We start from the raw sequence: 25420 nt of genomic DNA, 5'->3' as shown, positions 1-25420 counted from the left end.
AAATCAATTCATAGATATTAAAAATATACTAAAAAAGCGATGAGCAGAATAGAATTATCTAACCTGCAGCACCACTTTTTTAGTATATACTTCCATTAAAAGATTTTTTAATTTGGTGAATAACTTGTTTCATAGTAGAATATATCAGCTCTTGCAAAGGAAACTGTGTATTCTATGATTGAATTTTCTATATCTAAGCTTCTTCTAACTATCTTGAGGCAAGGACTTTGGTCTTTTTGCTTTAAAGCTCTTGCCATATCATAGCTAAGTGATGAGACCGAGAATCTTTCCTTGACTTGATATATTTTGGTCTTGAAGTCTTCATTGAAGATATCATATAGGGCTTTTTTGCCTAGTAATCCCTTATCAATCTCTGAAAATCTATCATAGGGAATGGTCGTTATCTCATACATCATTGGAATGTCATCTGCTATCCTAAGCCTTTCAAATTGAATGACCTTGGCATCTTTTTCTAGATCAAAGATCTTTTGCAATTTTTCGTTAGCTTCTTTTATTTCAAATTTTAGGACAGGAGACTTGGGTTTCTTTCCATTCTTCCTAGTTTGCTCTGTAAAAGAGTAGTAGTTTGATAAGTTCTCGCTATTTTTCTCCCTGACAAAGGTACCCTTACCCTGTACTTGGTAGAGAATCCCAGCATTTACCAAAGACCCTATGGCATTTCTAACTGTCGTCCTAGAAACCCCATAGTCTTGGCAGATTTGCCTTTCTGAGTAGAACTTATCTCCTTTCTTCATGGTTGAAATCTTATCTAGAAGCTTAGTTGTTAGGTCTGAATAAAGGGTGGACATTATTCGTAATCGTGGATTATAACTCCCTTTACAACCCTATTTACAGTTCCAGTCTTAGATGGATTATCAGGAGTGTTGCCAACTCTCAAGCTTGTGATTAGGGCTATTAATTGACCTATCACTATATAAGGAAGTGCTAGATATACATCATCAATTCCTTCGCTGTCAAATACTAGCTCATAGTCTTTGTCAATTGATGAATTTGTAACAGCTATAATCTTCTTAGCAATCTCATCATGAGCTACCTCTTCTAGTAAGTCTACATCATAGAGCCTTGTATAAGGGTTTGAAGAAACGAAAGAAACTAAGAGGGTATTTTCGTCTACAAATGACTTAGGACCATGTCTAAAGCCCATAGAGCTATCCCAAATTGTTACAACTTCACCTGCTGTAAGTTCTAGGATTTTTAGTCTAGCTTCTTTAGTAAGTTTACCTAGAGGACCACTACCCAAGTAAGCAATTCTGTTAAAGTCAAAGTCTACTAGTTTTTCTAGCTCTTCTTTTCTCTCATAAACTTCTTTAGCGAGGCTTGATACCTTTTCTACAACTTCTTTTTTGTTTTCTGTCTTTGTATCAAAGATTAGTAGGGCTGCTAAAAGCATTGATGAAAAAGAGTTTGTCATGGCAAAGCCCTTATCATTTGTAATTTCTGGTTCTAGAAATACATATGATTTTTCATCATCCTTTAAGCCTTCGGCAAGTTTACCATCCTTAGCACAAGTAATTGGAAGATTGTAGAAATCATCAACTAATTGGCTACCTAGTTTAACAGCTGCGAGCGATTCTGGTGAGTTACCACTTCTTGCAAAAGATACAAGAAGAGTCTTTTGGTCCTTCTCGAAGTGTAGGTAAGGAGCTGAAACTAAATCTGTTGTTGCTATAGATTCAAAGTTTAAATCTCCATGAGTTTTTAGATAGTCCACTAAAACATTTCCTACATATTCACTTGTTCCTGCACCTGTAAAGATTACTTTTACGTCGGATCCAATCTTGCCTAAGAAGGCTTCGATATCGTCTTTTCTTTCTTCATACAACTTGTAAACTTCTAGCCAGGTGTCTGCTTGATTTAAGATTTCAGTATAAGTATTTTTGAAATCTCTTTCTTCTAATTTACTTTCGTCCAATAGCATATAAACCTCCTATAATATTGGTAGTTACCATCGTATCCATTATATTAGTTTATAAGGCTAAATTCAAGGACTTTATGAAAATGATTTATATATTATTTATGGGCAAGACAGGTTACCAATCCTGCGCCAATAATTATCTAAGTCCTTGATTATTACCCTCAATAACTTTCATAGGATCTTAATTATTAAAAATATCTTAGATTTTTTCTGAAAGGATAAATGGGTAAGAATTTCCCGAAATTAAACATCTAATAATCCCCGTCTTTTCTCTAAGATTTGAATTTTCTCATCTTATTTAACTTCCAAACCATTTTTTGAAATTAGCCTAATCTCTGTGAATCTTATCTCTTCATCTAAAGTCTCAAGTTTTACAAGGTCACAAGATCCTTCAAGGTCTTTATTTATGAAGATTAGGTAGAAGTTTTCTTCTCCATTCGTATGCCTTCTCCACCTTGAGAAGTTAATGGTATCAGTTGTATTTAGCCTATCTGCTAATTTTATTTTAATGTCATCTTTGCTGATATTTTTATTATTGAAGGATACTTTTAATGAAAATGCCCCTATGTCTTTTAGGTTTTTAGCTGATATTTGGTAGGTTTTCTTTGATTCTTGGTTATCTATATTTCTTATTTCAATTGAGCCGTTAGGATTTTCTTCTGGGAGTTCTTCCTTGTAGAGGCTGTTGTAGATATCATATGCATCTATTAGGCCATTTTTGTCAAGGTCAGCTCCTTCTACATAGCCCTTGTAGTCAGTGTCAGTCGCTTCAAGACCTGCGTAGTTTTCGAAGAAAGACTTATTTAAATCTAATTTTTGTTTTTCTTCCAAAAATACCAACTCAGAGCCTGCAAGGTAATTATCCACCATTTCATCAAAGACTAATTTTATAAATCTTGTCCTTACTCCTTCAAGGTCTACCATCTTAGGGTTTTTGTCTGGGTAGTGGCTATCGTTTAACATATAGGCCTTATCTTTGTATAATTGATAGTCCCTGCCATCAAGGCTTGTAAAGATAGAAATTCTCTTAGGAGATCCATTGTAGTCGGCCCTTGGATAATAGATCATTTGGGAGATATTTTTTATATCATCAAACTCAATTACAAGTTCAAGTTTTTTATCTCCTAGGTCCTTGGTCTTAAAGCCTTCATCTAGATTATGGCTGTAGATATTAGCCATAGGTTCTGTATCCTCAAATTCATAGTTAGACCTAATATTTTTTATCTCAAGACTCCTATTGAAGATATCCTTTAGGGTTCTTGCTTGGATTGGCTCGGAAAATTCTGAGTGAGCCTCTCCCCTAACTCCCCTGACTCTAAGTTCATAGTCCCTATCTGCTTCTAGTTCTTTAAAGGTAAAGGTATCTTCGATATTGGTGTGGAGGATAGAATCAAAGAGGATTTCGTAGCTATCATAAGGAGAATCAAGGCTTATGGTGAAGCTATCTTCTTTGAGGTCTTCTATCTTAATCTCTTCCTTGGTTATTGTAGCTAGGTTCTTATCAAGTGTTCTTTCTACCAATCCGTCACTTATTTCAAGTCCCTCGATTTCAATTGTGATCTCACTTTCTAGGGTATTTATAGCTGGAAGTTTTATTTGGAGGAAATCCTGGTCAAGCTTATCTCCTGCGACCTCATCCATATATGAATTGTAGTGGAAGGAGTGGTTGTAGAAGTAGGAAGTTTTGCTAGCTAAAAAATCTTCATAAGACTTAACTTCATCTAGGCTAATTTTCTCATTATCTACAAGGATCTTTAGCCCACTAACCCTAGCCTTGGTAAAGATATTTAGGGTGTAGGATTTTTCACTTACAAAGCCCTCATAATTCCCCTCAGTCTTGCCAATGGTGAAGGATAGGTTATTTTCATCATCTACCCTTGCCTTGATAGGAGTCTTTACGCTCTCTCCCCTCAAATACCCTTCGCTCATTCCGTCATCATCATAGAGTAAAAAGCTTGTCTCTTTCTTTGATGGGTAGTAGACAAGGTCAATCTTTCCTTGATCGATTTCACGAGGGTTGTTGTTTGGATTTACCATAGGGATTATAGCCCCTTCCTTCACAAGTACTGGGATTTTCCATAGGGGTGTCTCAAAATTATTTAAAACAACCTCTCCCCTGTAGTCCCTTCCTGTAAAGAAGTCATAGTAGGTATCCCCTTCTGGCAAGTAGATACCATTTCTAACCCTATCGCCCTTACTATTTGTACTATCTTCATAGACCGGAGCTACTAGGAGGTAATCTCCCCACATATATTGGTACTTAGTTAAGTTGCCATAGGCATTTACATCTTCCCTATTATCTAGGAACATGGCCCTTATCATAGGAGAGCCGCAGAAGCTTGCCTTGTAGGCATAGGAATAATTATATGGGAGCATTTGGGACTTTAATTTTAAATATGATCTTTTAATAGCCCTTGCCTCTTCATCATATTGGTAGGGATTTTTAGGAAGGGGAGACCAGCCGTCCATATTTAACTCGATTGGGGTAAAGCTCTTCCACTCAAAGTCTCTCACATTTATTTCCTTGTTGTCTCCTCCAAAAATTCCATCAAGGTCAGATCCTATATTTGGCATACCAGAAAGACCTGCTCCTATATAGGTTGGTATATGGAACCTGATATACTCCCATTTGCCACCTGTTTGGTCTCCTGACCAGACTCCTGCCTCCCTCTGAGTCCCTGCCCAGCCATCAAGGCTTATAATAGTAGGTCTTAGACCTGAGAGCTTCCTCATGAGATATCCTGCATCAGTTACTCCATTTAGGCCAAAGGAATAACCATCACCCACCCAGGCAACGTCAGTCTTCAAGGCCCTGACTCCCGCATCGACGATTTCTTTTTCTATGTCACGCTCCCCCTTTTGTGGATTGTTTTTGTCCTGTGGGTGGAGGTCTTCTTCAGTCCAAAGACCCACTTCGATATTATTGGCCCTGGCATAGGAAGTAAAGTCCTTCAAATTTTCTATATCTCCTGCCAAAGAATCGCTTTGGCCATAGCCTGCCCCATAACCATCATTTGGCAAAAACCAACCTAGAGGCATATCGTATTTTTTGTAATTATCGATCACAGCCCTAGCAGAAAATTGATAGTTATCCTTCTCACCATTTAGGGACTCTAGGATACCTTCCTTACCCTCAGGAACCTTGCCTGGTTGGTACTCCTTATAGTAGTTACCATCCTCAAATAAGACTGAGCCTTCATCTTCCTTGTCTGTCTTTATCCAATAATCCCTATTATAGGCATTTAGGTGGGCTGGATAGAAGGCGAACTTGGCAAGCAAAACTGGTCTACCTGTTATCTTGTAGTAGTCATCTATTAGCTTGTAGTAGTCGAAATTTACCATAAAATATAAGTCGATTTTGTCGTCCTCATGGCTTATCTCTACCGGGTCCTTGAAGACATACTTACCTGGAGCAAAGGTATTGGCCAAGAGTCCATAGCCAGCACTTGAGAAGAAAAATGGGTTTGGAGATGCGACTCCACCATCTAACCAATTATTAGTATTTTTTATCTCAATTTCTTGGTTTTTGTGGGCAAACCTACCATTTTGTACTCCTCCTCCATAGAAAAATTCATCCTCCCTATGAGAAAACTTAAGAGTTAGGCCATCACTTCCAACTATATTAAAGACAAGCTTTTGGCTTCTTTTATCAAAGACTTGGGAATCTCCTTCTTTTCCAATTCTTATCCTAAGGGTCTTAGTATCTATTATAAAATCTTCCCCATCTTCTTCTAGCTTAGCATCAAGGAAAATATCACTAGTAGTCCCTCCCTTGTAGGCATCTCCTACCACGATTTGGGCAGGTCTTTTTGGATCATTGACCTTCACCTCTTCAGAAAAGTCGCCCTTGGGGTCTAAGTAGAATCTTATGATGTCCTCATCATACAAGTAGAGTCTAGCCCCCAGGTCATTTTCGTAAGTTATTTCAAAAAATCCATGACTTTTTTCTATCGATCTAATTTTTTCAGTATTAATTTCCATCAAAGCCTCCTTATCTTAATTAAACTTTACTCTATTATTATATAAAAGCTTACGTTTTCATATTTTTTCTTACCCCAAACTCCCCCCTTCCAAATAATTATTTTTATAGATCTCAGATAAAGTAGAGAAATTTATTTTAAAATTTGATATAATATGTATAGAAGTTCTTGACAAGACTTATTTTATAATCTATAATAGTGGTAACTACCATATTAATAATTTACCCAATTAAATATGGTCTATCTAAATATTTATCCTAGGAAATATTTTATCTAAGATTTATTTTTAATTTTTGAAAATGTTTTCTAAGTAAATATGCAGAAAAAGATGGAAGGAGGGAAAATGTTAGGTGATATCGCAACGACATCCTTGGTCTTGTTAGCCTTTATAGCAATGTTTGTCTTTATTAGCCAGATTATTAGTCGTAAGAATCTTAAGAAAAGGAAAGAATATTTTGAAGATCTTCATACTAATTTGAAACCTGGCAAGACTGTCATGCTAACAGATGGCATCTATGGCAAAATTGTTACTTTAGGTGAAGATACAGCTATCATCAATGTAGCCAAGGATGTCAACATCAAAGTAAGTCGTTATAGTATAAGTGAAATTATTAAGTAAAGGAGAAATAAATGCCAAATATTGTTCTTACAAGAATTGATAATCGTTTGTTACACGGTCAAGTTGCTACCCAATGGACCAAGGCTATTGGAGCTAACCTAATCCTTGTTGCAAATGATGATGTAGCTAGCAACAAGATGAGACAAGGTCTTATGGACATGGCTGCACCAAACGGTGTTGCTACAAGATATTGGACCCTACAAAAGACAATTGATACTATCCACAAGGCAGCTGATAGACAACTTATCTTTATTATTTGTGAAACCCCATCAGATGTTCTTACCCTAGTAGAAGGTGGAGTTCCAATCAAGAAAGTTAATATTGGAAATATGCACATGGCTGAAGGAAAAAGACAAGTAGCTGGTACAGTTGCTGTAGATGATAAAGACGTAGAAGCTTTCAAGAAGCTAAGAGAATTAGGCGTTGAACTCGAGATTAGAAAGGTTCCTACAGAATCTAAGGAAAATATCGAGAAATTATTTAGTTAATTAATAAGAAATTATTAATATAAAATTATAATTCGTAAAGGAGGTAAATATGGATTATAATGCTTTACAAATATTATTAATATTTGTAGTAACATTCATCGCTGCTATTGACCAATTCAGCTTCCTAGAATCCCTATACCAACCTATCGTTATGGGTCCTGTAATAGGCGCTATCTTAGGAGACATGCAAACTGGTCTTATAGTAGGTGCTACTTACCAATTAATGACAATTGGTAACATGCCTGTCGGAGGTGCTCAACCACCTAACGCTGTTATCGGAGGTATTGTATCTGTAATCTTTGCAATTACTTCTGGACTTGAACCAAATGCTGCCGTAGCTGCTGCTATTCCTTTTGCCCTACTAGGTCAATATGGAATTACCTTACTATTTACAGTAATGAGTCCTGTTATGGCTAAGGCTGATTCATATGCTCATGAAGCTAACCCTAAAGGAATTGAAAGAATTAACTACATTTCTATGGCTATCTTAGGTGCTATCTTCGGACTAGTAGTAGTTTTATTCTTCCTTGCAGGTTCTACTTTTGGTAAAACTCTAACAGAAGCTATTCCTACATGGTTTATGGATGGACTTGGCGTAGCTGGTGGTATGATGAAATTTGTCGGATTTGCAGTTCTTCTAAGACTTATGCTTAGTAGAGACCTATGGGGCTTCTACCTTGCTGGATTTGCTCTAGCAGTAATTATAGTATCTAACTCTGCATTGACAGGATCTGCCCTATTATTAATGGCACTAATCGGATTCTGTTTAGCATTCTGGGATTACCAAATCCAAACAAAGATGAAAAAAGCTGGGCCTGTAGGATCAGATATGGAAGGAGAAGAAGATGGAATATAATAGAGTAGATGAATACATCGACAAGACTCCTAGTGAGATGCTTGATAAGAAAACTCTAAACAAAATGGTTTGGAGATCATTATTTTTGCAAGCATCCTTCAACTACGAGAGAATGCAATCTGGTGGATGGTTGTATGCAATCCTCCCAGGTCTTGAAAAAATTCACACAAATAAAGAAGACTTAGCTACTTCTATGACTCACAACCTTGAGTTCTTTAATACTCACCCATTCTTAGTAACCTTTGTTATGGGTATTATCCTATCTCTAGAACAAAACAAACTTGATGTACCAACAATCAGAGCCGTAAGAGTTGCAGCAATGGGACCTCTTGGAGGTATAGGAGATGCCCTATTCTGGTTCACCCTAGTGCCTATCGTTGCAGGTATTTCTTCAAATATGGCTCTACAAGGTCAGATAGCTGGTCCTATCTTATTCTTAGTAATATTTAACATTGCCCAATTCGCTCTAAGATTCTGGCTAATGCACTGGTCCTACAAGATGGGTACAGAAGCCATCGATATCTTTACAGCTAACGCTAAGGAATTTACAAGAGCTGCATCAATTCTTGGTGTAATCGTAGTAGGTGCCCTAACAGCTGTATACGGTGATACAACAACAGCCCTAGAAGTACCAAATGGTACAACAAATGCTGCAGTCCTAGTAGACACAGTAGTACCAAATGACAAGCTAGCTGAATACGACGAATTCTTATATGCAAAAGATGAAAATGGTAACCCAACAGAAGAATTAGCTGAAGGATCTACCATAGTAGACCTTGGAAATGGTAACTCTGCTATTACCTTCAACAGATATGAAGAACAACCAGTAACAGTTAACATCCAAAGTGTACTTGATGGTATTATTCCAAAATTAATACCTCTAGCAATCACCCTTCTTCTATACTTCTTAATGATTAAGAGACAATGGAAACCAATCACTTGTATAGCATTCTTGCTAATACTTGGCGTTGCTGGAAGCTTCTTTGGGATATTCTAATATGGCTAATGGTGTAATAGTAGTAAGCCACGCAAGTTTAGCTAGTGGAGTTTACTCTGCTATCAAAATGATCGCTGGCGATTTCGAGAATGTAAGAGTTCTAGAATTCAAAGAAAATGATAACCTAGAAGAACTTGATCAAAAAATAAAAGACGCTTATGAAGAACTTAGCTCCTACGAAAATGTCCTAGTCCTTGCAGATCTTGCAGGTGGAACACCTTTCAACAGATCAGTAATGAGCATAGGCGATAAGGCTAATGTAAGAGTAATAGGCGGATTAAACTTTGCAGCCCTATTCACAGCTATCAACTCTGTAAGCTCTGATGTAGACGAAGCTGTAAGGGAAGTAATAGATGAAGCAAAGGGTTCTATAATGGCATACGAGGTAGAAGCACCTAGTGATGCTGATGTAGAAGACAATGATGGAATCTAGAAATAATAAGTAAAGGAGGCGAAAGCCTCCTTTTTTTGTAGAAATTTTTACTTGTTAAAGATCCTAGCTTAGACTCTCTTCCCTAGCCTTATCCTCTTCATTTTCTGGAATTATAACATTCATAAGGACTGCAGCTATGGCAGCTAGGACTACTGGTGATGACCCTATAGCAACCTTCAAAAATTCTGGCATAAAGACAACTCCTGCAGACTCTGCTACAGATACAACTGATGTAAAGCCAAAGCCAAGGGCCACTGCTGTACCAACTATGGAAGTATTCCTAGTAGTAAGGGGTTGGCTAGTAATCATCTTGATACCATTCATGGTAATAATGGCAAAGACTGATAGGGTAGCTCCACCTATTACTGCATCAGGAATAGTAGTAAGGAGGGCTGATAGCTTTGGTGAAAAGCCAGCAAGCAAGATTATGATGGCTGCTGTAGAAAATACCTTCCTATTAATGACCTTATTTACAGAAACTATACCAGCATTTTGTGAGAAAGTAGCTGTTGGAAGAGTTCCAGTAAAGGCCCCTATAATATTTGTAAGAGAGAAGGCTGCGAGTCCTCCCCTTAGCTCATCTCCTGTAGGAGTCCTATCCATACCCCCTACAGTAGTAGAGGTCATATCTCCAATACCCTCAATAGACGTGACTATAAAAATTATTATAAAGGAAAATATAGCCGAAGGCTCGAGACTTATGCCAAAGTGTAAGGGCTTAACCAAGGATACAAAGCTTGCATCCCCTACTGGGCTTAGGTCTATCATACCAAAGAAAAATGAAACTACATAACCTACTAGCATAGCAAACAAGAGGGACGCCAGGGATGCTATTCCCTTACCAAAATGGGTAAAACCTATACTTGCTACTAGAGTTATAATAGCCACCAACCAATTTTGCCAAGCACCCCAGCCAGCAACTGTAACATCTCCAGCTCCACCCATGTTAGTTAAGGCGATTGGATAAAGAGAAATCCCTATACATAATACAACTGTACCACTTACCAAAGGTGGAAAATATGGCAATATGTACTTTAGGGTAAAGGCAAAAATCAAGGAGACTATAGCTGCTATTAATTGGGCTCCAAGGACTATAGCCACTATATGCCTAGGACCACTTCCCTGAAATTGTCCAGCAAGCGCCAGCATGGTAGGAACATAGGCGAATGATACCCCATACATCATAGGAAGCTTGGCGCCAAACTTCCCTATTGGAAAAATCATTAAAAGCGTAGTAATGGCAGATCCAATAAGTGCCATTTGGACAAGCATTACACTCTCACTTGGCTCAAGTCCTATGGCATTGGTAAAAATAATAACCGGTGCTACACAGGCAGCAATCATGGCTATAACGTGTTGCAAGGCCAAGGGAAAGGCTTGACCTAGGGACAAATCTGCATCAAATTTAAATAAATTAGAAAATTCTTCTTTCATAAAACCCCTTTCTTCTACCAGTCCTAAGACAAAAAGCCCTAGTTAAAAGATTATTTATGTCTTTATTATATTTTAGGGCCTTTATTTTGTCTATATTTTTTCCTATAAGTCTTATTTTATTATAGGCATAAGCTGCATAAAAAAATTGCTAAATAATCTCTTACCTAGCAATTTCATAGTATTTAATTTTTTCCCTTCATATTTATGATTTTATCACAAATTATAAGGCTTGATGCCCTGTGGCTTACCATTATTATGGTCTTATCCTTCATATTATTTTTTATTGAAGTAAGGATTATATTTTCATTTAGGGAATCTAGGTTACTGGTTGGCTCATCTAAGAGTAAGATTGGAGCATTTTTTAGAAAACACCTAGCAAGTCCTAGTCTTTGCATCTGACCTGAGGAGAAGTTATCCCCTAGCTCCCTAGTAAAGGTATCGAGTCCTTCCTTGAGGCCTTCAACATAGTCCAGGATGGCAGCCTTCCTTAGGGCGTCTCTTATTTCTTCATCGCTTGCATCATTTTTGGCTATGAGGAGGTTATCCCTTATAGATCCCTCAAAAAGCTCGGTAGTTTGGGTCATATAGGATATATGCTCATAGAGGGACTTGGTATTTATATCTGCTATATCAAGATTTGCAATTTCTATCTTACCAGAGTCAGCCTCCCAGAAGCGAATGATTAGCTTAAGGAGGGTGGACTTACCACAGCCACTTGGTCCCTTAATTCCAACAATTTGGTTTTTCGCTATACTAAGGTTAAAGTCCTTTAAAATCTTTTTGTCCCCATAGGAGAAATTAAGACCCTCGATTTTTATTAGTTCATTTTTACTTTCTTCTAGTAGGTCCAGGCTTAGGTCGTTTTTGCCCTTAATTTCCATGACTGCTGGTTCTTCTTCTAGGAGGGTTAGGATCCTATCTCCACAGGCCAGGGTTTGGGAAAGGCCATTACCAAGGAGGGCTACAGCTTTGACAGCCTCTAGGCTAAAGTAGGTAAAGATAGCTGATATAAAGACTACATAGGTACTTTGTCCTGTAGCTATCGCAGAAATTATAATTATAAGGCTTATACTTACCTTCAAGAAGTCTACTAAGGCTAGTAAAAAAGCTAATTGTCTTACTAATTGTCCTTGGTTTTTGTTTAGCTTAGCTCCTATTTTTTGGACTTTCTTATTATCCTTATCTTGGTAGGAGAAGGTGATTATCTCCCCTATCCCACGCAAGAGGTCTAAAAAGTTATTGTTGAGTCCTCCAATATTTTTACGGATTTTGAAGGCTACAGGGTCTGCTAGCCTTTCAAATATTATCGGTAGGACTAATCCTATTAAAATATAACCTAAGAGTAAGATAAAACCTCCTAGGGGAAAGATACTTCCTAGGTAGGCCACATAGATTATGGCTGAAACTAGGGCTATACAAACTGGGGATATGGTATGGGCATAGAAGACTTCAAGGAGTTCCATATCTGATGAAATCATTGATATAAGATCTCCCTTGTTGGTATTTTCTATCTTTGATGGAGCAAGTCTCATCACTGCCCCAAAGACCTTATTTCTAAGTAAGACCAAGACCTTAAAGGCTATAAGGTGGTTCATATATTGCTCCAAATACCTAAAAACTCCCCTAAGGATTACAGCTATAATTATGGAAAATATTACAAATTTACTTAATATCCCCTCACTAAAGTAAGTAAATACAAGGCTTCCGGCAAGAACCCCTATTCCTGTAAAGAACAATAAGGATATGCTACCTGCAAGAATTGCGACTAGCATTTGATACTTTAGGGGGCTTACTAGCCTTATTAACTTTTTCATTATTTGAAAATCACTTCTTTTTCTTGTATTCATTATAAAGCTCCTTCCAAAATTTTTTGAGCATCATATATCCTCTTATAGTTTCCATCTAAGTCCATTAGAGACTCGTGGTCGCCTTCTTCTATGATTCTTCCCTTATCCATGACATAGATTTTGTCAGCATCCTTTATGGAAGATAGGCGGTGGCTAACTATGATAACTAACTTATCCCTAGAGATTTCTCTTATATTCTTAAAGATTATCTCTTCACTTTCTATGTCTATATTGCTAGTTGCTTCATCAAAAATATAGGCCTTTGGATTATGGAGGATGGCTCTAGCGAGACTTAGTCTTTGCCTTTGGCCACCACTTAGGTTATTTCCACCACTGGTAAGCCTTGCGTCGACTCCTCCCTTATCCATTATTTCATCGTAGAGGTTTACCTTCTTAAGGGCTTCTTCTATTTCCCTATCATTTATAGACTTATCCCCCATAGTTAGGTTTTCGTAGACACTTTCTTCGAAGATATGGGAATCGTGGCTTATCCTAAAGATATTTTGACCTATGGAGTTTGACCTTATCTCTTCGTAGGCCTTGCCATTAGCATATACATCTCCTTCGCTAGCCCTTATACTTCCGGCTAAGACCTTAGTAAGGGTCGACTTACCACAGCCACTTTCTCCTACAAGTCCAACCGAACCTTTTTGTGGGAGATTCAAATTGATATCTATGAGGCTATTTTCGTCATTACCCTTGTAGGCAAAAGATAAGTCCTTTACTTCTAGGCTCTCAAGCTCTCCCTCTGGGAAGGATTCTACCCTTCTATCTTCTTCTAGGTTTAAAAACTCTATCAAGTTTTTACCAGCAGCTACCCCAGTCATTGCCACATGGAAGCTTGCAGTGAGGGTAATCATTGGGTTAAAGGCTTCCATTGCAAGGATCAAAACAATAATGAGGCTTTCGAGGCTTACTCCTTCTTTAGAAAAGGCATAGAGGCTCATAAAGATACATCCAACGCTAGACCCGTAGGCTATCCACTCTATTAGGGTTATAGATGATAGTTGCATGGTTAAAATCTTCATGGTCATTATTCTAAAGTCTTCTGACTTATCATTTATCTCCCTGGCTCTTTTCTTATCAGCACCAAAGATCTTTAGGGCTGTGATTCCTTGGAGGCTATCTAGAAACAAAGCTCCCACGTCCTGGTACTTTTTCCAATAACTTCCCTGCATGCTAGTTACAAACTTCAACAAACCCTTCAAAAATAAAGGGATTATTGGCATCAAGACTAGAAATAAAAGGCCAATGTGCCAGTCTATAAGGAAAAATATGATAAGGTTAACTAGACTCACCCCATAACAGCCGTAGTATTCTGGGAGAAATCTTCCATAGTAATTTTCTAATTGCTCTATGGTATCAGATCCCATATTTATCAAATTAGAAGTTGAGGTGTTTTCCTTGTAGCCAAGTCCTATAGATGTAGCCTTTTCTATAAGGCTCTTCCTTAGCTCTCCTTTGACTTCGCCTACTATTTTTGCATTGTAATTATTTACCTTATAGACTGCAAAAATCCTTATAGCTAGTCCAAGGATAAATAAAAGGCTAAGCTTAAAGATCTCTATTTCTCTAGAATAATATAGGTTACTAATGAGTATTCCAAAGGCTAGGGCTAAAAAGAAGGTCCCAAATGTCTTGGTCATCGTGAGGAGAACACTTCTACTTATGTAAGCCTTGGCTTTTCCAATATATTTATATAAGTACTTATCAAGCATATCCAATCCTTTCTCAATAATTGCAAATGATTATTATTTACATATACAATCTTATTTTAGCACATTGGATTTTTATTGCAATATGGAAGACTAAAAATATTCTTTGTAATATTGGCTATTTAATTTATCCCTTAAGTCTTTTAATAAACCACTATAATAAAAGAGAATCTATATTTTTACTTAATAATTATCCCAACTAGCCCTTAACTTTAACTTCTATATTTATTTTATTTCAATTAATAGTATATTAATAATATTAAAAGGAGATAAGATGACAAAAGTATTTATACCAGAAAATTATAAGAGTAGCCAAGACCTCTACAAGACCCAGCTACTTATCAAAGAAATTAAAGATTATTTTCAAATTAACCTAGCCAACAACCTTAACTTAAAGAGGGTTTCTGCCCCACTTTTTGTATCAGAAGCTTCTGGACTTAATGATAATTTAAACGGAGTTGAAGAGCCAGTTACCTTCACCCTACCTGAAGCCAATAATGAAAGTATGGAAATAGTTCACTCTCTTGCCAAGTGGAAGAGGTATGCCCTAAAGGAATACAAGTTTAAGACCCATGAGGGCCTCTATACCGATATGAACGCCATAAGAAGGTGCGAAGAGCCTGACAATACCCATTCCTTTTATGTAGACCAATGGGACTGGGAGCTAATTATTGATGAAGCCGATAGGAATGTAGACTACCTAAAGAGTGTAGTAAATATTATTTATAGGACTATGAAGTCCCTTGATGAGTATCTCTGTAGCCTTATACCAACTAGGCCCAAGCTCCTCAAGGACCAAATTACCTTTATAACTAGCGAAGAGCTTTTACAAAGGTATCCTAACAAGACTCCAAAGGAGAGGGAGGATCTTATCTGCAAGGAGTATGGTTCAGTTTTCCTTATGCAAATTGGAAATATCCTATCCAATGGAGATAAGCATGATAATAGGGCGCCTGACTATGACGATTGGCTCCTAAATGGTGATATTCTTATATATAACCCTGTCCTAGGTAGGGCCTTGGAATTATCCTCCATGGGCATTAGGGTAAATCCTGATAGGCTAAATGAACAATTAAAGCAAACAGGCAATCTTGATAGGCTAAAGTATGACTACCACAGACTCCTCCTTGATGGTTTGCTCCCTCAAACCATAGGGGGTGGTATCGGCCAATCAAGACTCTGTATGTTTTTCTTACAAAAGGCCCACATAGGAGAAGTTCAAGTTTCCTTTTGGCCTGATGGTCAAAGAAAGATGCTATCCAACAAGGGAATAGAACTCTTATAGAAAAGACCTACTATTTTGTAATCCACTTAGTATATAGAAGCTAAGTCGCTACAAAGTAGTAGGTCTTTTATTTGTGAATGTATTCTTTTATTTCTGCTAGGAAGATGTCCCCGTATTGGATGAGCTTTCTCTCCCCAACCCCCTTTATCATAAGCATCTCTTCCTCATTTTGAGGTTTATAGGCTGCCATATCCTTCAAGGTCTTATCAGAAAAAATAATAAAGGGTGGGACATTTCTTTGTTTGGAGAGGTCTAGCCTCACTTTTTTTAGATGGCTAAAGAGACTCTCGTCATAGGATGCCTTTCTTTCATGCTTAAGTTCATCCTTTGAGATGGCAAGGTCTACTTTTTGCTCACCAAACAAAACTTTTTTTGACTTCTCAGTTAGTTTTAGGATTGGATAAGGGTTAGAAGTTACCTTGATAAGGCCATCTGCTATAAGGAGTCCTATGAGGTCCTTGATATAGGCCTTGTCCTTGCCCTTCATTATCCCGTAGGTAGATAGTTTATTGAGGTCCCTTTCTCTAATTTTCTTGCTATTAGCTCCTATCAATGTTTCTACTACAGTATTTATCCCATACCTTTGCTCAAGCCTATAGATACAAGATAAAACTTTTTGGCTATCAACTGTTACGTCTACCCTTTCTATAGTAGATAGGCAATTTGAACAATTCCCACAAGTATCGCTGGTCGCTTGGCCAAAGTAATTTAATATATAGGCCCTCAGGCACCTTGATGTGTTGGCATAGTTTATGATGACCTGGAGCTTATCAAGTTCGTGGAGCTTGTGACTATAATTGGTGCTTTGGTTAATTAGGTGCTTATTTATGACTATGTCTTGGGCTGAGTAAAGCAAGATACATTCGGCATCTTCCCCATCCCTACCAGCTCTTCCTGCCTCCTGGTAATAGGATTCCATGTCCTTGGGGGTGTTGTAGTGGATGACAAATCTTACATTGGACTTATCTATCCCCATACCAAAGGCATTGGTAGCGACAATTATTTTCTTCTTATCATAGATAAAGTCTTCTTGCTCCTTCTTGCGAACTTCTTCGCTAAGGCCTGCGTGGTACCTTGCTACCTTAAAGCCCAAGGTCCTAAGGTTTTTGTAGATACTATCTACTCTTTTTCTAGTGGATACATAGATTATCCCAGACTCTTCCCTGTGGTTTGTGAGGTAGTCTATGAGAAAGTCCAACTTCTTGGCTGGCTTTTTTACTCCAAAGTACAAGTTCTTCCTGTCGAAACCAGTAATTTTTACTAGGGGGTCCTTTAGTTCTAGGTTATTTATTATATCCGCCCTTACTTCTTCTGTAGCTGTTGCCGTAAAGGCTGTCATTTGAAGGTCATCTCCCAATATATCATAGAGCTCTGGTATTAGCTTGTAGGATGGTCTAAAGTCATGGCCCCATTGGGATATACAGTGGGCTTCATCAACTGCCACAAAGGCTACATTGAGGTCAGATAAGAAGTCCCTAAAGAATTCATTTTCTAGTCTCTCTGGAGATATGTAGAGGATTTTTATAAGGTCTTGCCTTAGATCACTCAAAGTTTGCCTATAGTCTTCACTAGATAGGCTTGAGTTAATTAGGCTTGCACTTATCCCTGCTTCTCTTAGGGCATCGACCTGGTCCTTCATTAGAGAAATTAGGGGAGATATGACTAGGGTTACTCCGTCTTTTAGGATGGCAGGTAGCCAGTAGCAAATGGACTTACCTCCCCCTGTTGGAAGAACACCCAGGGCATCCCTACCATCCATTATGGCCTCTATTATTTCTCTCTGACCCTCCCTAAAGGAATCATAGCCAAAATATTTTTTTAAATTAAATAAAAGTTCTTCTTCGCTCATATCTAACTCCATAAAAAAATAATTAAGCGCTAGGCCTAATTATTTCTTGACTAAAGACCCTGATCACCTGTGCCTTGGTCTGGCTCAGCTTGATCATAGTCTGTATTTACTTGGCTTTCATTTTCATAAGTTTCTATTTCTTGGGACTTATCTTCGTACATTACTTGATCAGTTTCTTCATAGTCTTCGCTCATTTCAGATTCTTGATCAAGCTCTTCGCTACTTAAATCTGTTGACTCTTCATCAGAATTTTCCTCTTCATCTACTGTAGAGACTTCTTCCTCATCCCTATTAACACTTTGGTTAGTTATATATTCCTCATCATCAAGATTTGCTCCTTCGCCCTTGTTAAAGGTTATATTACCGATCTTGGTGGACATAGAGACTTGGTACTTGCCCTTGTTTTCACTTTGATAGCCATCCTTTATATTCCTATAGGAAACATTGCCTAGGGTAAAGTTACCTACTCCTAACTTGGCAGATATATTATAATTATCTATTGTTTTGTCAGCACTTACCAAGATATCCCCACATTGGGTAATAAATTGAAGGTCATTGCCAAGACTTGAGTCTACTATATTGATATTTCCTGTTGTTGTTTGAAGTCTGGTATTATTAATTTCTGCCTTATTTAGGTTAATAGAACCTGATTGGTTGGTAATTGATCCTTGGAAGAAGGCATTATCTACTGTGATATTGCCACTCTTTATAGCTAGGTCAAAATTTTTTACTTCAAGGTCAGTAATTTTGACATCACCTGCAGTCATACTGCCCTTTATTTCATCAAGGCCACCCTCCATTGGAAGGAAGATCCTTACTATAGGAATTTTATCCTTCATATAGAGTTCCTTGCCTACAATCTTGCTCTTTAGCTTTAACTTCCCATCATCATAGGAAACATCCATATTGTAGGAATTCTCCTCCCCACGGTAGAGGACTGTGTATTCTATATAGGGATTGGTGTTTGACCTTTGGATCCTAATATCGCTAGTTCCTAGGTCAAATTCTATAGAATCTACCTTGTTTAAGTCAACCCTCATTATCCTTGATTGGTTGTAGGAGTTATCATCAATCTCACTTGTAGTAGCAAGCTTTCCCTTAAGTGAGCTAGACTTATTGGTAAAATAAAATATCCCGAGGACTGCTAGGATACTCACTAGTCCTATGACAAGGTATTTGGGATTGAACCACTTAAATCTATCCTTTAATTCTATTTTTTCTTCTTCTCTTTCTTTATTTTCCATCATTTTCTCCAAAACTACGCCTGTATTACTTTGTCACTATATATTGTATCACAAAAGATGATAATTTTTAAAAATTAACTTCCCACAAGTATAGACCATGGGCTGATAGGACAGGATTGGCCCTCTTATCATAGGACTTGTCAAAATACCTCTTGAATTCATCAAGACTTAACCTACCTCTAGCAAGCTCTACAAGACTTCCTACCATTATCCTAACTTGGTTGTGGAGGAAAGAGTTCGCCCTAAAATATATATTCAAATCTGACCCATCCTCTTCAAAATAAGCCTCATCAATGCGTCTTTGTGTATTTATCTGAAGATTTTTTTCAAAAGACATAAAGAGCCTAAAATCATGGTCACCCTCAAGGGCCTTTAGTCCTTGGTCTAACTTATCTAGGTCTAGCTTGTAGGTTATGTTCTCCTTATAATTTCTATAAATAGGGAGCATATCCTTATCTCGACTTATAATATACCTATATAGCTTATCCTTGGCAGAAAATCTCGCATGAAAGTCTAGGGAAACCTCCCTTGAAGATAAGGCCAAGATATCATCTGGCAGGTACTTGTTCATATGAAACTTGAAGGCCTTGGGATTTATATCTGTCCCTGTAAGAAAATTTATAAAGTGGCTCCTAGCATGAACTCCGGCATCAGTCCTCCCACAGGATATAATCCTATTATCTTCATTAGTTATCTTATGAAGGGCAGTTAAAAGCTCTTCTTCTATACTTCTCTCATCTTTTTGATATTGAAAGCCAGCAAAGTTTGTCCCATCGTAGGACGTTTCTAGCAAAATATTTTTAATCATAGGAAGTGGACTACAATCACTATGCTACAAAATACTATAAGACCTATTAGGGTGATCCAGTCGGTCTTATCCATATTTATTTCATTTAACTTAGTTCTCTCTTCGCCTACCCTGTAGAGTCTTGCTTCCATAGCTGTAGCCAGGTCATCACTCCTCTTGAAGGCATTGATAAAAAGTGGAACCAAGAGAGGGATCATAGCCGTCGCCCTCTTTATGATATTGCCTGATTCAAAATCTGCTCCTCTAGCCATTTGGGCCATCCTGATCTTTTGAGCTTCATCAAAGAGGGTTGGTATAAATCTCAATGAAATAGAAATCATCATAGCAAGCTCTCCTGCTGGAAAGCCAAACCTCTTTAAGGGCGAAAATAGCTTCTCTAGTCCAGAGGTAAGCTCCATAGGACTAGTTGTATAGGTCAAGACTGAAGTAGATAGGATTATCAAGATAAGCCTTAGTATAGTAAAGCCTGTCCTATAAATTCCTTCATTGGTAACATTAAGGGGGCCTAGGCTAAGAATCACTTCTCCTCTTGTAGTAAATAAATTAATAAGTCCTGTAATAATCATAATAAATACTAGAGGCTTCAAAGACCTTACTACGCTCTTTGGTGGAATTTTTGCTATATACAACATGGCAAGTAACAAGATTACAAAGGGAATATAGCCAATAAAGTTATCAACAAAAAATATAGTTATTATATATAAAAATACCCCAATGATCTTTACCCTTGGATCAAGTCTATGGATAAAGGTATCGAAGGGTAGGTATTGTCCTATGCTAATATCTGTCATTATCTTCCCTCAAAACTCTTTTTAGCTCTTCTACTGCGCTTGAAACTGTATAAATATCATCATTTACCCTTGGATTTTTCAACTTGTACTCCCTCATAAACTTAGTTATTTGAGGAACATCCAAGGAAATAGACTCCAAGTCTACCTTGGTAAAGGTATCATAGGTTGACCTATCGGAGAATACTTCTCCACCACTCATAACAATTACCCTGTCCACATACTCTGCCACATCTTCCATGGAGTGGGAAACAAGTACTATAGAAAGCTCATCATCCTCCCTATAGAGAGATAAGATCTCATCAAAAATCTCACTCCTACCAACTGGATCTAGTCCTGCTGTGAGTTCATCTAGGACCAAGACCTTGGGATTCATTGACAATATTCCTGCAACAGCGACCCTTCTTTGTTGGCCACCTGATAGCTCAAAGGGTGATAGGTCCTTGTAGGTTTCATAGTCAAGACCTACCTTGGCCATGGCTTCCCTTACTGACTTATCTACCTCATCTTCACTAAGGCCCATGTTTTTTGGACCGAAGGCTATATCCTTTGCTACACTCTCCTCAAACAATTGGTGTTCAGGATATTGGAAGACAAGTCCTACCTTAAATCTTGCATCTCTTCTTTTGTTTTTATCCTTAGAATTGATTCCATCTATAAGGCAATCTCCACTAGTGGGTATAATAAGTCCATTAAGAAGTTGAACTAGGGTAGACTTACCAGATCCAGTCTTACCAATAAGACCTATTACCTCATGGGAATTTATAGTAAGATTTATATCCTTTAGGGCATAGACTTCGTTGGGTAGGCCCTGATTATAAATGTAATCAACGTTTTTTAATTCTATCTTCATAAGAGATCTAAAAACTCCTCTATACTCAAAGGAAGGGGATCTATATCGAAACCTTCTTTCTTAAGATTATAGGCAACTTCGGTAACTTGTGGCACACTAAGACCCAATTCCTTCATAGTTTCTACTTGAGAGAAGACCTCCCTGGCATTGCCTTCTAGGGCCTTCTTTCCATCATTTAATACAACAACCCTATCAGCTAGCACTGCTTCTTCCATATAGTGGGTTATGTAAATTATGGTCTTGTTATAGTCTTTGTTAAGTCTATCGACCAAGTTTATAACATCCCTACGGCCTTCTGGATCTAGCATGGCTGTAGGCTCATCGAAAATAATATAGTCTGATAGCATAGCAATAACACCAGCTATGGAGACTCTTTGCTTTTGACCTCCTGATAGGGCTGATGGGTCACGATCTTTATAATCATACATATTTACAAGCTTCAAAGACCTATCTACCCTCTCACGAAGTTCGGGATTCTTGACCCTAAGATTCTCTGGTCCAAAGGCAACTTCCTCTTCGACTGTAGTTGCTACCATTTGGTTGTCAGGATTTTGGAAGACCATGGAACATTTTTCCCTAATATCCCATATCCTATCTTCATCCTTGGTATTTAAATCATCTATCCATATATCTCCAGAGCTTGGAAAAATCTGAGCATTTAATAACTTACCAAGGGTAGATTTACCTGAGCCATTGTGGCCCAGGATTGCTACAAATTCACCCTTGTCTATTTGAAGGCTCAAGTTATCTAGGGCCTTTTTTTGCTCTTTTTGATCTTCCTCGTTTGTAGGATAGGTGTAGGTTAAATTCTCTATCTTTATCATTATCTTTCCTAATACATCATAGCCGGTGAATAGTTTGTTGATGATTCGTAGACTACAACCGGGGTCAAATTATCTGCTGTTTCAAAAATAAATTTAGCTGTTGCTGGAGGTAGGTTTATACATCCATGACTTCCATCATAGTTATAGACATTACCACCGAAGTTAGAGCCTCTCCATGGGGCATCGTGGAAGCCTTCGCCATCCCAACCTATTGGCATCCAGTAGTCGACAGGTGTTGCATACTCTTCACCTTCAAAACCTACTCCCCTTAGGGTAGCATTGGTATTTTTCTCAAGAATTGCTCCAACACCGACATTAGTTTGCCAGTTGTCTTGGGTAATTCCACTTACAAAAGGTGATTCCAAGATTACTTCTCCATCCCTGTAGAACCATAGCATTTGACGGGATAGGTCAACTTCTATATAGGTATCTCCTATATCTGTTCCCTTATCAGTTCTTTCGTAACCAAATCTTTGGTAAACTGGTTCGATATCGCCTGATTTTCTCTCGTTAAATAATTTATAAACTTCATCACTAGTTGCTACTTGGTCTAGGGTATAGCCATAAACTCCTGGGTTTACAACAATTTCTCCAATGCCAGTCGCATTAAACTTACGGTCTGTTCCGTAGGTATCAGTTTGACTTGCTACATCTGCCACAAATTCTGAAACCTTATCGTAGTTTAGAACAAATTTTGAACCTTCTTGGTCAACCATATTAACAAGGTCATCTCCATCTAGCTTTATATCAAAACCATTGAAGTTAAAGCCGATGTTCATGGCTTGGATTTTCTCCCCATCTACTAGTAAGTCCCTGACTTCATCTGAGTCTGCATAGAGGGTAGGTGCCTTGTAGAATTCATCAGTAAGGACAATATCATCATGGTTTTCCAATACGGCTGCCACTATAGCATCCTTAACCTTCTCATAGTCTAGCTCATCTCCCAAGACTTCTTCTTCTATTTGGAAGCTTCCATCCTTGTAAACAACCTTGGCATCTGACGGTTCTTTTACATTGGTAAAGAGAGCTGAATCCTTAATAATAGAATCTAATTTTTCCTTATCATAGCTTATATCATAGTCAAAATTTAACTTATCTTCCTTGGCATTTAATACATACAAAGGCCAAGCTAGAGGATTTTGATCTATTGAAGCTTGTTCAGGAATTCTTGCCTCATAATTTATATCTTTTGAATTAAGTAGTAAATTCTTGTCATTCCTACCTGAAATATTTATAGTAAAGTCTTCACCTGCTTCTTCTAGGGCAGACTCTTTTGAGGCATAAGAAACATTTGTACCATTAATATAAGTGTTTGGTAGTGTTATAAAAGAGAATATAACACTTATTAGTAAATAAATAGCCAATATTCCAACAAATATCCAAATGACATTGCCGACTTTCTTGCTTTTTTTATCCTTAGTTATAATAAGCCTCCTAACTTTTCTTTGGCCTTGGGCCAAAATATTGGTAATAATCTACTTTCTCTCCGCCATTATATAATTTTCTTTTCTTTGAAGCCCTCCTTTTAATTTTTTTCTCAAAGGACTCATCAGTAGTCAAATAATATTGTGACCGAGTTTCTAGATTCTTAAACTTATGATTAATCTTCCTATATATCTCATCAAGGTCTATCTTAGAGAGCCTCAATCCATAAGGTAGATTACTTATAATAATACCATAATCATCCTTAAGTGCTACTGATCCAAAGTCCCTTTTTATAAAGGAAATGTCTTCTTCAACACCAGCATTTATAGCATTATTCTTGGCAAGTTCTATTGCCCTACCAGATATATCAGATCCTAGCAAATTAAGCTTAGTATCATAGTCTATGGCCTCTAGGGCAGCTACCTTTGCTTTTTTGTAGATATCCTTGTCCATAAAGATAAATTTTTGAAAGTCAAAGTCCCTATCAAGACCAGGGGCAATATTACGAGCCTTCCTAGCAGCTTCTATAAGAATAGTCCCTGACCCACAAAAACCATCAAACAAAAACCTGTCCTTGTTATAGAAAGAAAGGTCAACCAAGGCTGCTGCCAAGTTTTCCCTTAGGGGTGCCTTGACACTATCTTCCCTATATCCCCTCTTATGAAGACCAGGGCCTGTTGTATCGATAGTAATTCTTGCTATATCTCTTTCAAGCATTATCTCGATACCGACCTTCTCAGCAGATTTGCTGAAAATATTCTTCCTGTAGGTCTTTTTCATAGACTCAATTATAGCCTTCTCGCTAATAGATTGGATATCCCTTAATGAATATAGTTTAGACTTAAAAGACCTGGCATTTACGAGGAAGTTGCTATCTTCGCTCAAGAAATCTGGCCAAGGGATAGCTTTTACATTTTCAAAAAGCTCATCATAAGTTCTAGCTTTAAAAGAATCTATTAATAAATATACCCTATCTGCACACCTTAAACTCATATTTATTTTTGCTATATCTGATAAAATAGCTTCGATCTCGATCATTCCGTCACTGACTTTTATATTTTCATAGCCTAAATCATTAAGCTCTCTTTTGATTATGGCCTCAAGACCAAAACTACAGGTGATTAAAATTTTTTCCATGTTTTTATTATAACTTTATTTTATAGTTTTTCCATTGTTTTTAGAAAAAAAGAGACCTTCTGGGAATGAACTAACCCAAAAAGTTAAACCCAAAACTACCTTAAGAATCTAAGCTTTTAAACTGCAAAATATAATACATAATTCAAAATTAATTTTGTCAATTAACAAAAATATATAATCTCTCACACAAGAGTATCATTTTAAAATTGGTTAATGCATATCAAAGCTTAGCTAATGAACTTAAAATCAATAATCTATCAATAATTTTGAGATGGTAAAATAATTTAGAAAAAAGTTAATTAAGTACTAAATCTAAAAAGAGTGGAAGACATTCAAAAATCTCAAAGTTACTTACAATTTCAAAAGATACTAAAAAATATTCATCAGTAAACTTAACTAATTTAGAGAACGATTCACTAAAGCAAGCACAATAAAAAAATATAGAATTGTCTCAAATGATATATACATGATTAATGCAATTTCTGACATAATCTCAGTTTAAGAAAGAAATACAAACTAAAAGACTTGTTAAATTATTATAATCTTCTAAAATCTACACTATCTATTTACAAAAACGCTTAAAGAGAGCGAATATAGATAGGTATATATAAAGCTTATTTGAAATGTTAAAACAAGAGATATATAAGTGAGTAAATTACTATTCATACGAAAAACAAAATAAAGAATTGAAAAATATATTAAGTATTACAAGAAAAAAATAAAACGTAGGATACCTATCTGTAGAATATAGAAAAAGACGGAATATAAAAAATCCTACCCTATAGCTAGGAGAAATAAACACTAGAGCTAGAGATATTTCCAACTCTAGTGTAGAAACAACTTTATGGGGTCAGCTTACTTCCTGGTTAGAGATTTAAGTAAGCATATTTTATTTTTCTACC

Annotated in this window: 20 protein-coding genes; 6 read left to right on the top strand and 14 right to left on the bottom strand. The window is 37.2% G+C overall.

What is annotated here, in order from left to right:
* Positions 1-107: 107 nt before the first annotated feature.
* The 3 genes from MUN42_RS05410 to MUN42_RS05400 all read right to left on the bottom strand — a co-directional run bounded on the left by MUN42_RS05410 (position 108) and on the right by MUN42_RS05400 (position 5917).
* Entirely contained in the window at positions 108-809 is a 702-nt protein-coding gene (locus MUN42_RS05410) for a GntR family transcriptional regulator (protein ID WP_243343493.1), read from the bottom strand.
* Positions 809-1939 carry an SIS domain-containing protein gene (locus MUN42_RS05405; protein WP_243343491.1) on the bottom strand — a complete coding sequence of 377 codons (1131 nt, stop codon included), beginning with the start codon at positions 1937-1939 and terminating at the stop codon, positions 809-811. Before MUN42_RS05405 ends, MUN42_RS05410 begins: the two co-directional genes overlap by 1 nt.
* Before the next feature lie 291 nt (positions 1940-2230).
* Positions 2231-5917, bottom strand: a complete 3687-nt coding sequence (locus MUN42_RS05400) for a TIM-barrel domain-containing protein (protein WP_243343489.1) — start codon at positions 5915-5917, stop codon at positions 2231-2233.
* 342 nt (positions 5918-6259) lie between these two features.
* Here MUN42_RS05400 and yajC point away from each other — a divergent pair, with 342 nt between their 5' ends.
* Genes yajC through MUN42_RS05375 form a run of 5 tightly spaced genes read left to right on the top strand, consistent with a single transcriptional unit; the run spans position 6260 to position 9309 of the window.
* Positions 6260-6535, top strand: coding sequence for a preprotein translocase subunit YajC (gene yajC, locus MUN42_RS05395; RefSeq protein ID WP_243343487.1), 276 nt, complete (start codon positions 6260-6262; stop codon positions 6533-6535).
* A gap of 11 nt (positions 6536-6546) precedes the next feature.
* Positions 6547-7023, top strand: a complete 477-nt coding sequence (agaV, locus tag MUN42_RS05390) for a PTS N-acetylgalactosamine transporter subunit IIB (RefSeq protein WP_243343485.1) — start codon at positions 6547-6549, stop codon at positions 7021-7023.
* Between the two features lie 49 nt (positions 7024-7072).
* Complete coding sequence (locus MUN42_RS05385; protein ID WP_243343483.1) at positions 7073-7879, top strand: PTS sugar transporter subunit IIC; 807 nt, start codon at positions 7073-7075, stop codon at positions 7877-7879.
* On the top strand, positions 7869-8876 hold the full coding sequence (locus MUN42_RS05380) for a PTS system mannose/fructose/sorbose family transporter subunit IID (RefSeq protein WP_243343482.1): 1008 nt from the start codon (positions 7869-7871) through the stop codon (positions 8874-8876). The genes MUN42_RS05385 and MUN42_RS05380 overlap by 11 nt, the downstream gene beginning before the upstream one ends.
* Position 8877: 1 nt before the next feature.
* Entirely contained in the window at positions 8878-9309 is a 432-nt protein-coding gene (locus tag MUN42_RS05375) for a PTS sugar transporter subunit IIA (protein WP_243343480.1), read from the top strand.
* A 63-nt stretch (positions 9310-9372) separates the two neighbouring features.
* Here MUN42_RS05375 and MUN42_RS05370 read toward each other — a convergent pair whose 3' ends face one another.
* The 3 genes from MUN42_RS05370 to MUN42_RS05360 all read right to left on the bottom strand — a co-directional run bounded on the left by MUN42_RS05370 (position 9373) and on the right by MUN42_RS05360 (position 14236).
* Positions 9373-10743 (bottom strand): solute carrier family 23 protein, encoded by a 1371-nt coding sequence (locus MUN42_RS05370; RefSeq protein ID WP_243343477.1) that lies wholly within the window; start codon positions 10741-10743, stop codon positions 9373-9375.
* 182 nt (positions 10744-10925) lie between these two features.
* The gene (locus MUN42_RS05365) at positions 10926-12590 is read right to left on the bottom strand and encodes an ABC transporter ATP-binding protein (protein WP_243343475.1); all 1665 of its coding nucleotides are present in this window, start codon (positions 12588-12590) and stop codon (positions 10926-10928) included.
* The gene (locus MUN42_RS05360; protein WP_243343473.1) at positions 12590-14236 is read right to left on the bottom strand and encodes an ABC transporter ATP-binding protein/permease; all 1647 of its coding nucleotides are present in this window, start codon (positions 14234-14236) and stop codon (positions 12590-12592) included. The genes MUN42_RS05365 and MUN42_RS05360 overlap by 1 nt, the downstream gene beginning before the upstream one ends.
* Positions 14237-14579: 343 nt before the next feature.
* Here MUN42_RS05360 and asnA point away from each other — a divergent pair, with 343 nt between their 5' ends.
* A complete protein-coding gene (asnA, locus tag MUN42_RS05355; protein ID WP_243343472.1) occupies positions 14580-15590 on the top strand; it encodes an aspartate--ammonia ligase in 1011 nt (336 codons plus the stop codon).
* 67 nt (positions 15591-15657) lie between these two features.
* On the opposite strand, the gene recQ is transcribed toward asnA, so the two are convergent.
* The 8 genes from recQ to MUN42_RS05315 form a co-directional block, all read right to left on the bottom strand.
* Positions 15658-17439: a DNA helicase RecQ gene (gene recQ, locus MUN42_RS05350; protein WP_243343470.1), complete on the bottom strand. Its 1782-nt coding sequence runs from the start codon at positions 17437-17439 to the stop codon at positions 15658-15660.
* Positions 17440-17489: 50 nt separating this feature from the next.
* Positions 17490-18683 carry a DUF4097 family beta strand repeat-containing protein gene (locus MUN42_RS05345; RefSeq protein WP_243343468.1) on the bottom strand — a complete coding sequence of 398 codons (1194 nt, stop codon included), beginning with the start codon at positions 18681-18683 and terminating at the stop codon, positions 17490-17492.
* Between the two features lie 67 nt (positions 18684-18750).
* Complete coding sequence (truA, locus tag MUN42_RS05340; protein WP_243343467.1) at positions 18751-19491, bottom strand: tRNA pseudouridine(38-40) synthase TruA; 741 nt, start codon at positions 19489-19491, stop codon at positions 18751-18753.
* Positions 19488-20282 (bottom strand): energy-coupling factor transporter transmembrane component T, encoded by a 795-nt coding sequence (locus MUN42_RS05335; RefSeq protein ID WP_243343465.1) that lies wholly within the window; start codon positions 20280-20282, stop codon positions 19488-19490. Before MUN42_RS05335 ends, truA begins: the two co-directional genes overlap by 4 nt.
* Complete coding sequence (locus MUN42_RS05330; RefSeq protein ID WP_243343463.1) at positions 20269-21132, bottom strand: energy-coupling factor transporter ATPase; 864 nt, start codon at positions 21130-21132, stop codon at positions 20269-20271. Before MUN42_RS05330 ends, MUN42_RS05335 begins: the two co-directional genes overlap by 14 nt.
* Positions 21129-21956, bottom strand: a complete 828-nt coding sequence (locus tag MUN42_RS05325) for an energy-coupling factor transporter ATPase (RefSeq protein ID WP_243343461.1) — start codon at positions 21954-21956, stop codon at positions 21129-21131. The genes MUN42_RS05330 and MUN42_RS05325 overlap by 4 nt, the downstream gene beginning before the upstream one ends.
* A gap of 8 nt (positions 21957-21964) precedes the next feature.
* Entirely contained in the window at positions 21965-23416 is a 1452-nt protein-coding gene (locus MUN42_RS05320) for a L,D-transpeptidase family protein (protein ID WP_243343458.1), read from the bottom strand.
* Positions 23391-24518, bottom strand: a complete 1128-nt coding sequence (locus MUN42_RS05315) for a class I SAM-dependent RNA methyltransferase (RefSeq protein ID WP_243343456.1) — start codon at positions 24516-24518, stop codon at positions 23391-23393. The genes MUN42_RS05320 and MUN42_RS05315 overlap by 26 nt, the downstream gene beginning before the upstream one ends.
* Between the last annotated feature and the right edge of the window lie 902 nt (positions 24519-25420).

The sequence above is a fragment of the Anaerococcus sp. AGMB09787 genome (assembly GCF_022808955.1).
In the GTDB taxonomy this organism is placed as follows: domain Bacteria; phylum Bacillota; class Clostridia; order Tissierellales; family Peptoniphilaceae; genus Anaerococcus.
Note: the sequence above shows the minus strand (reverse complement) of the source record. Positions and strands in the feature narration are given on the sequence as shown.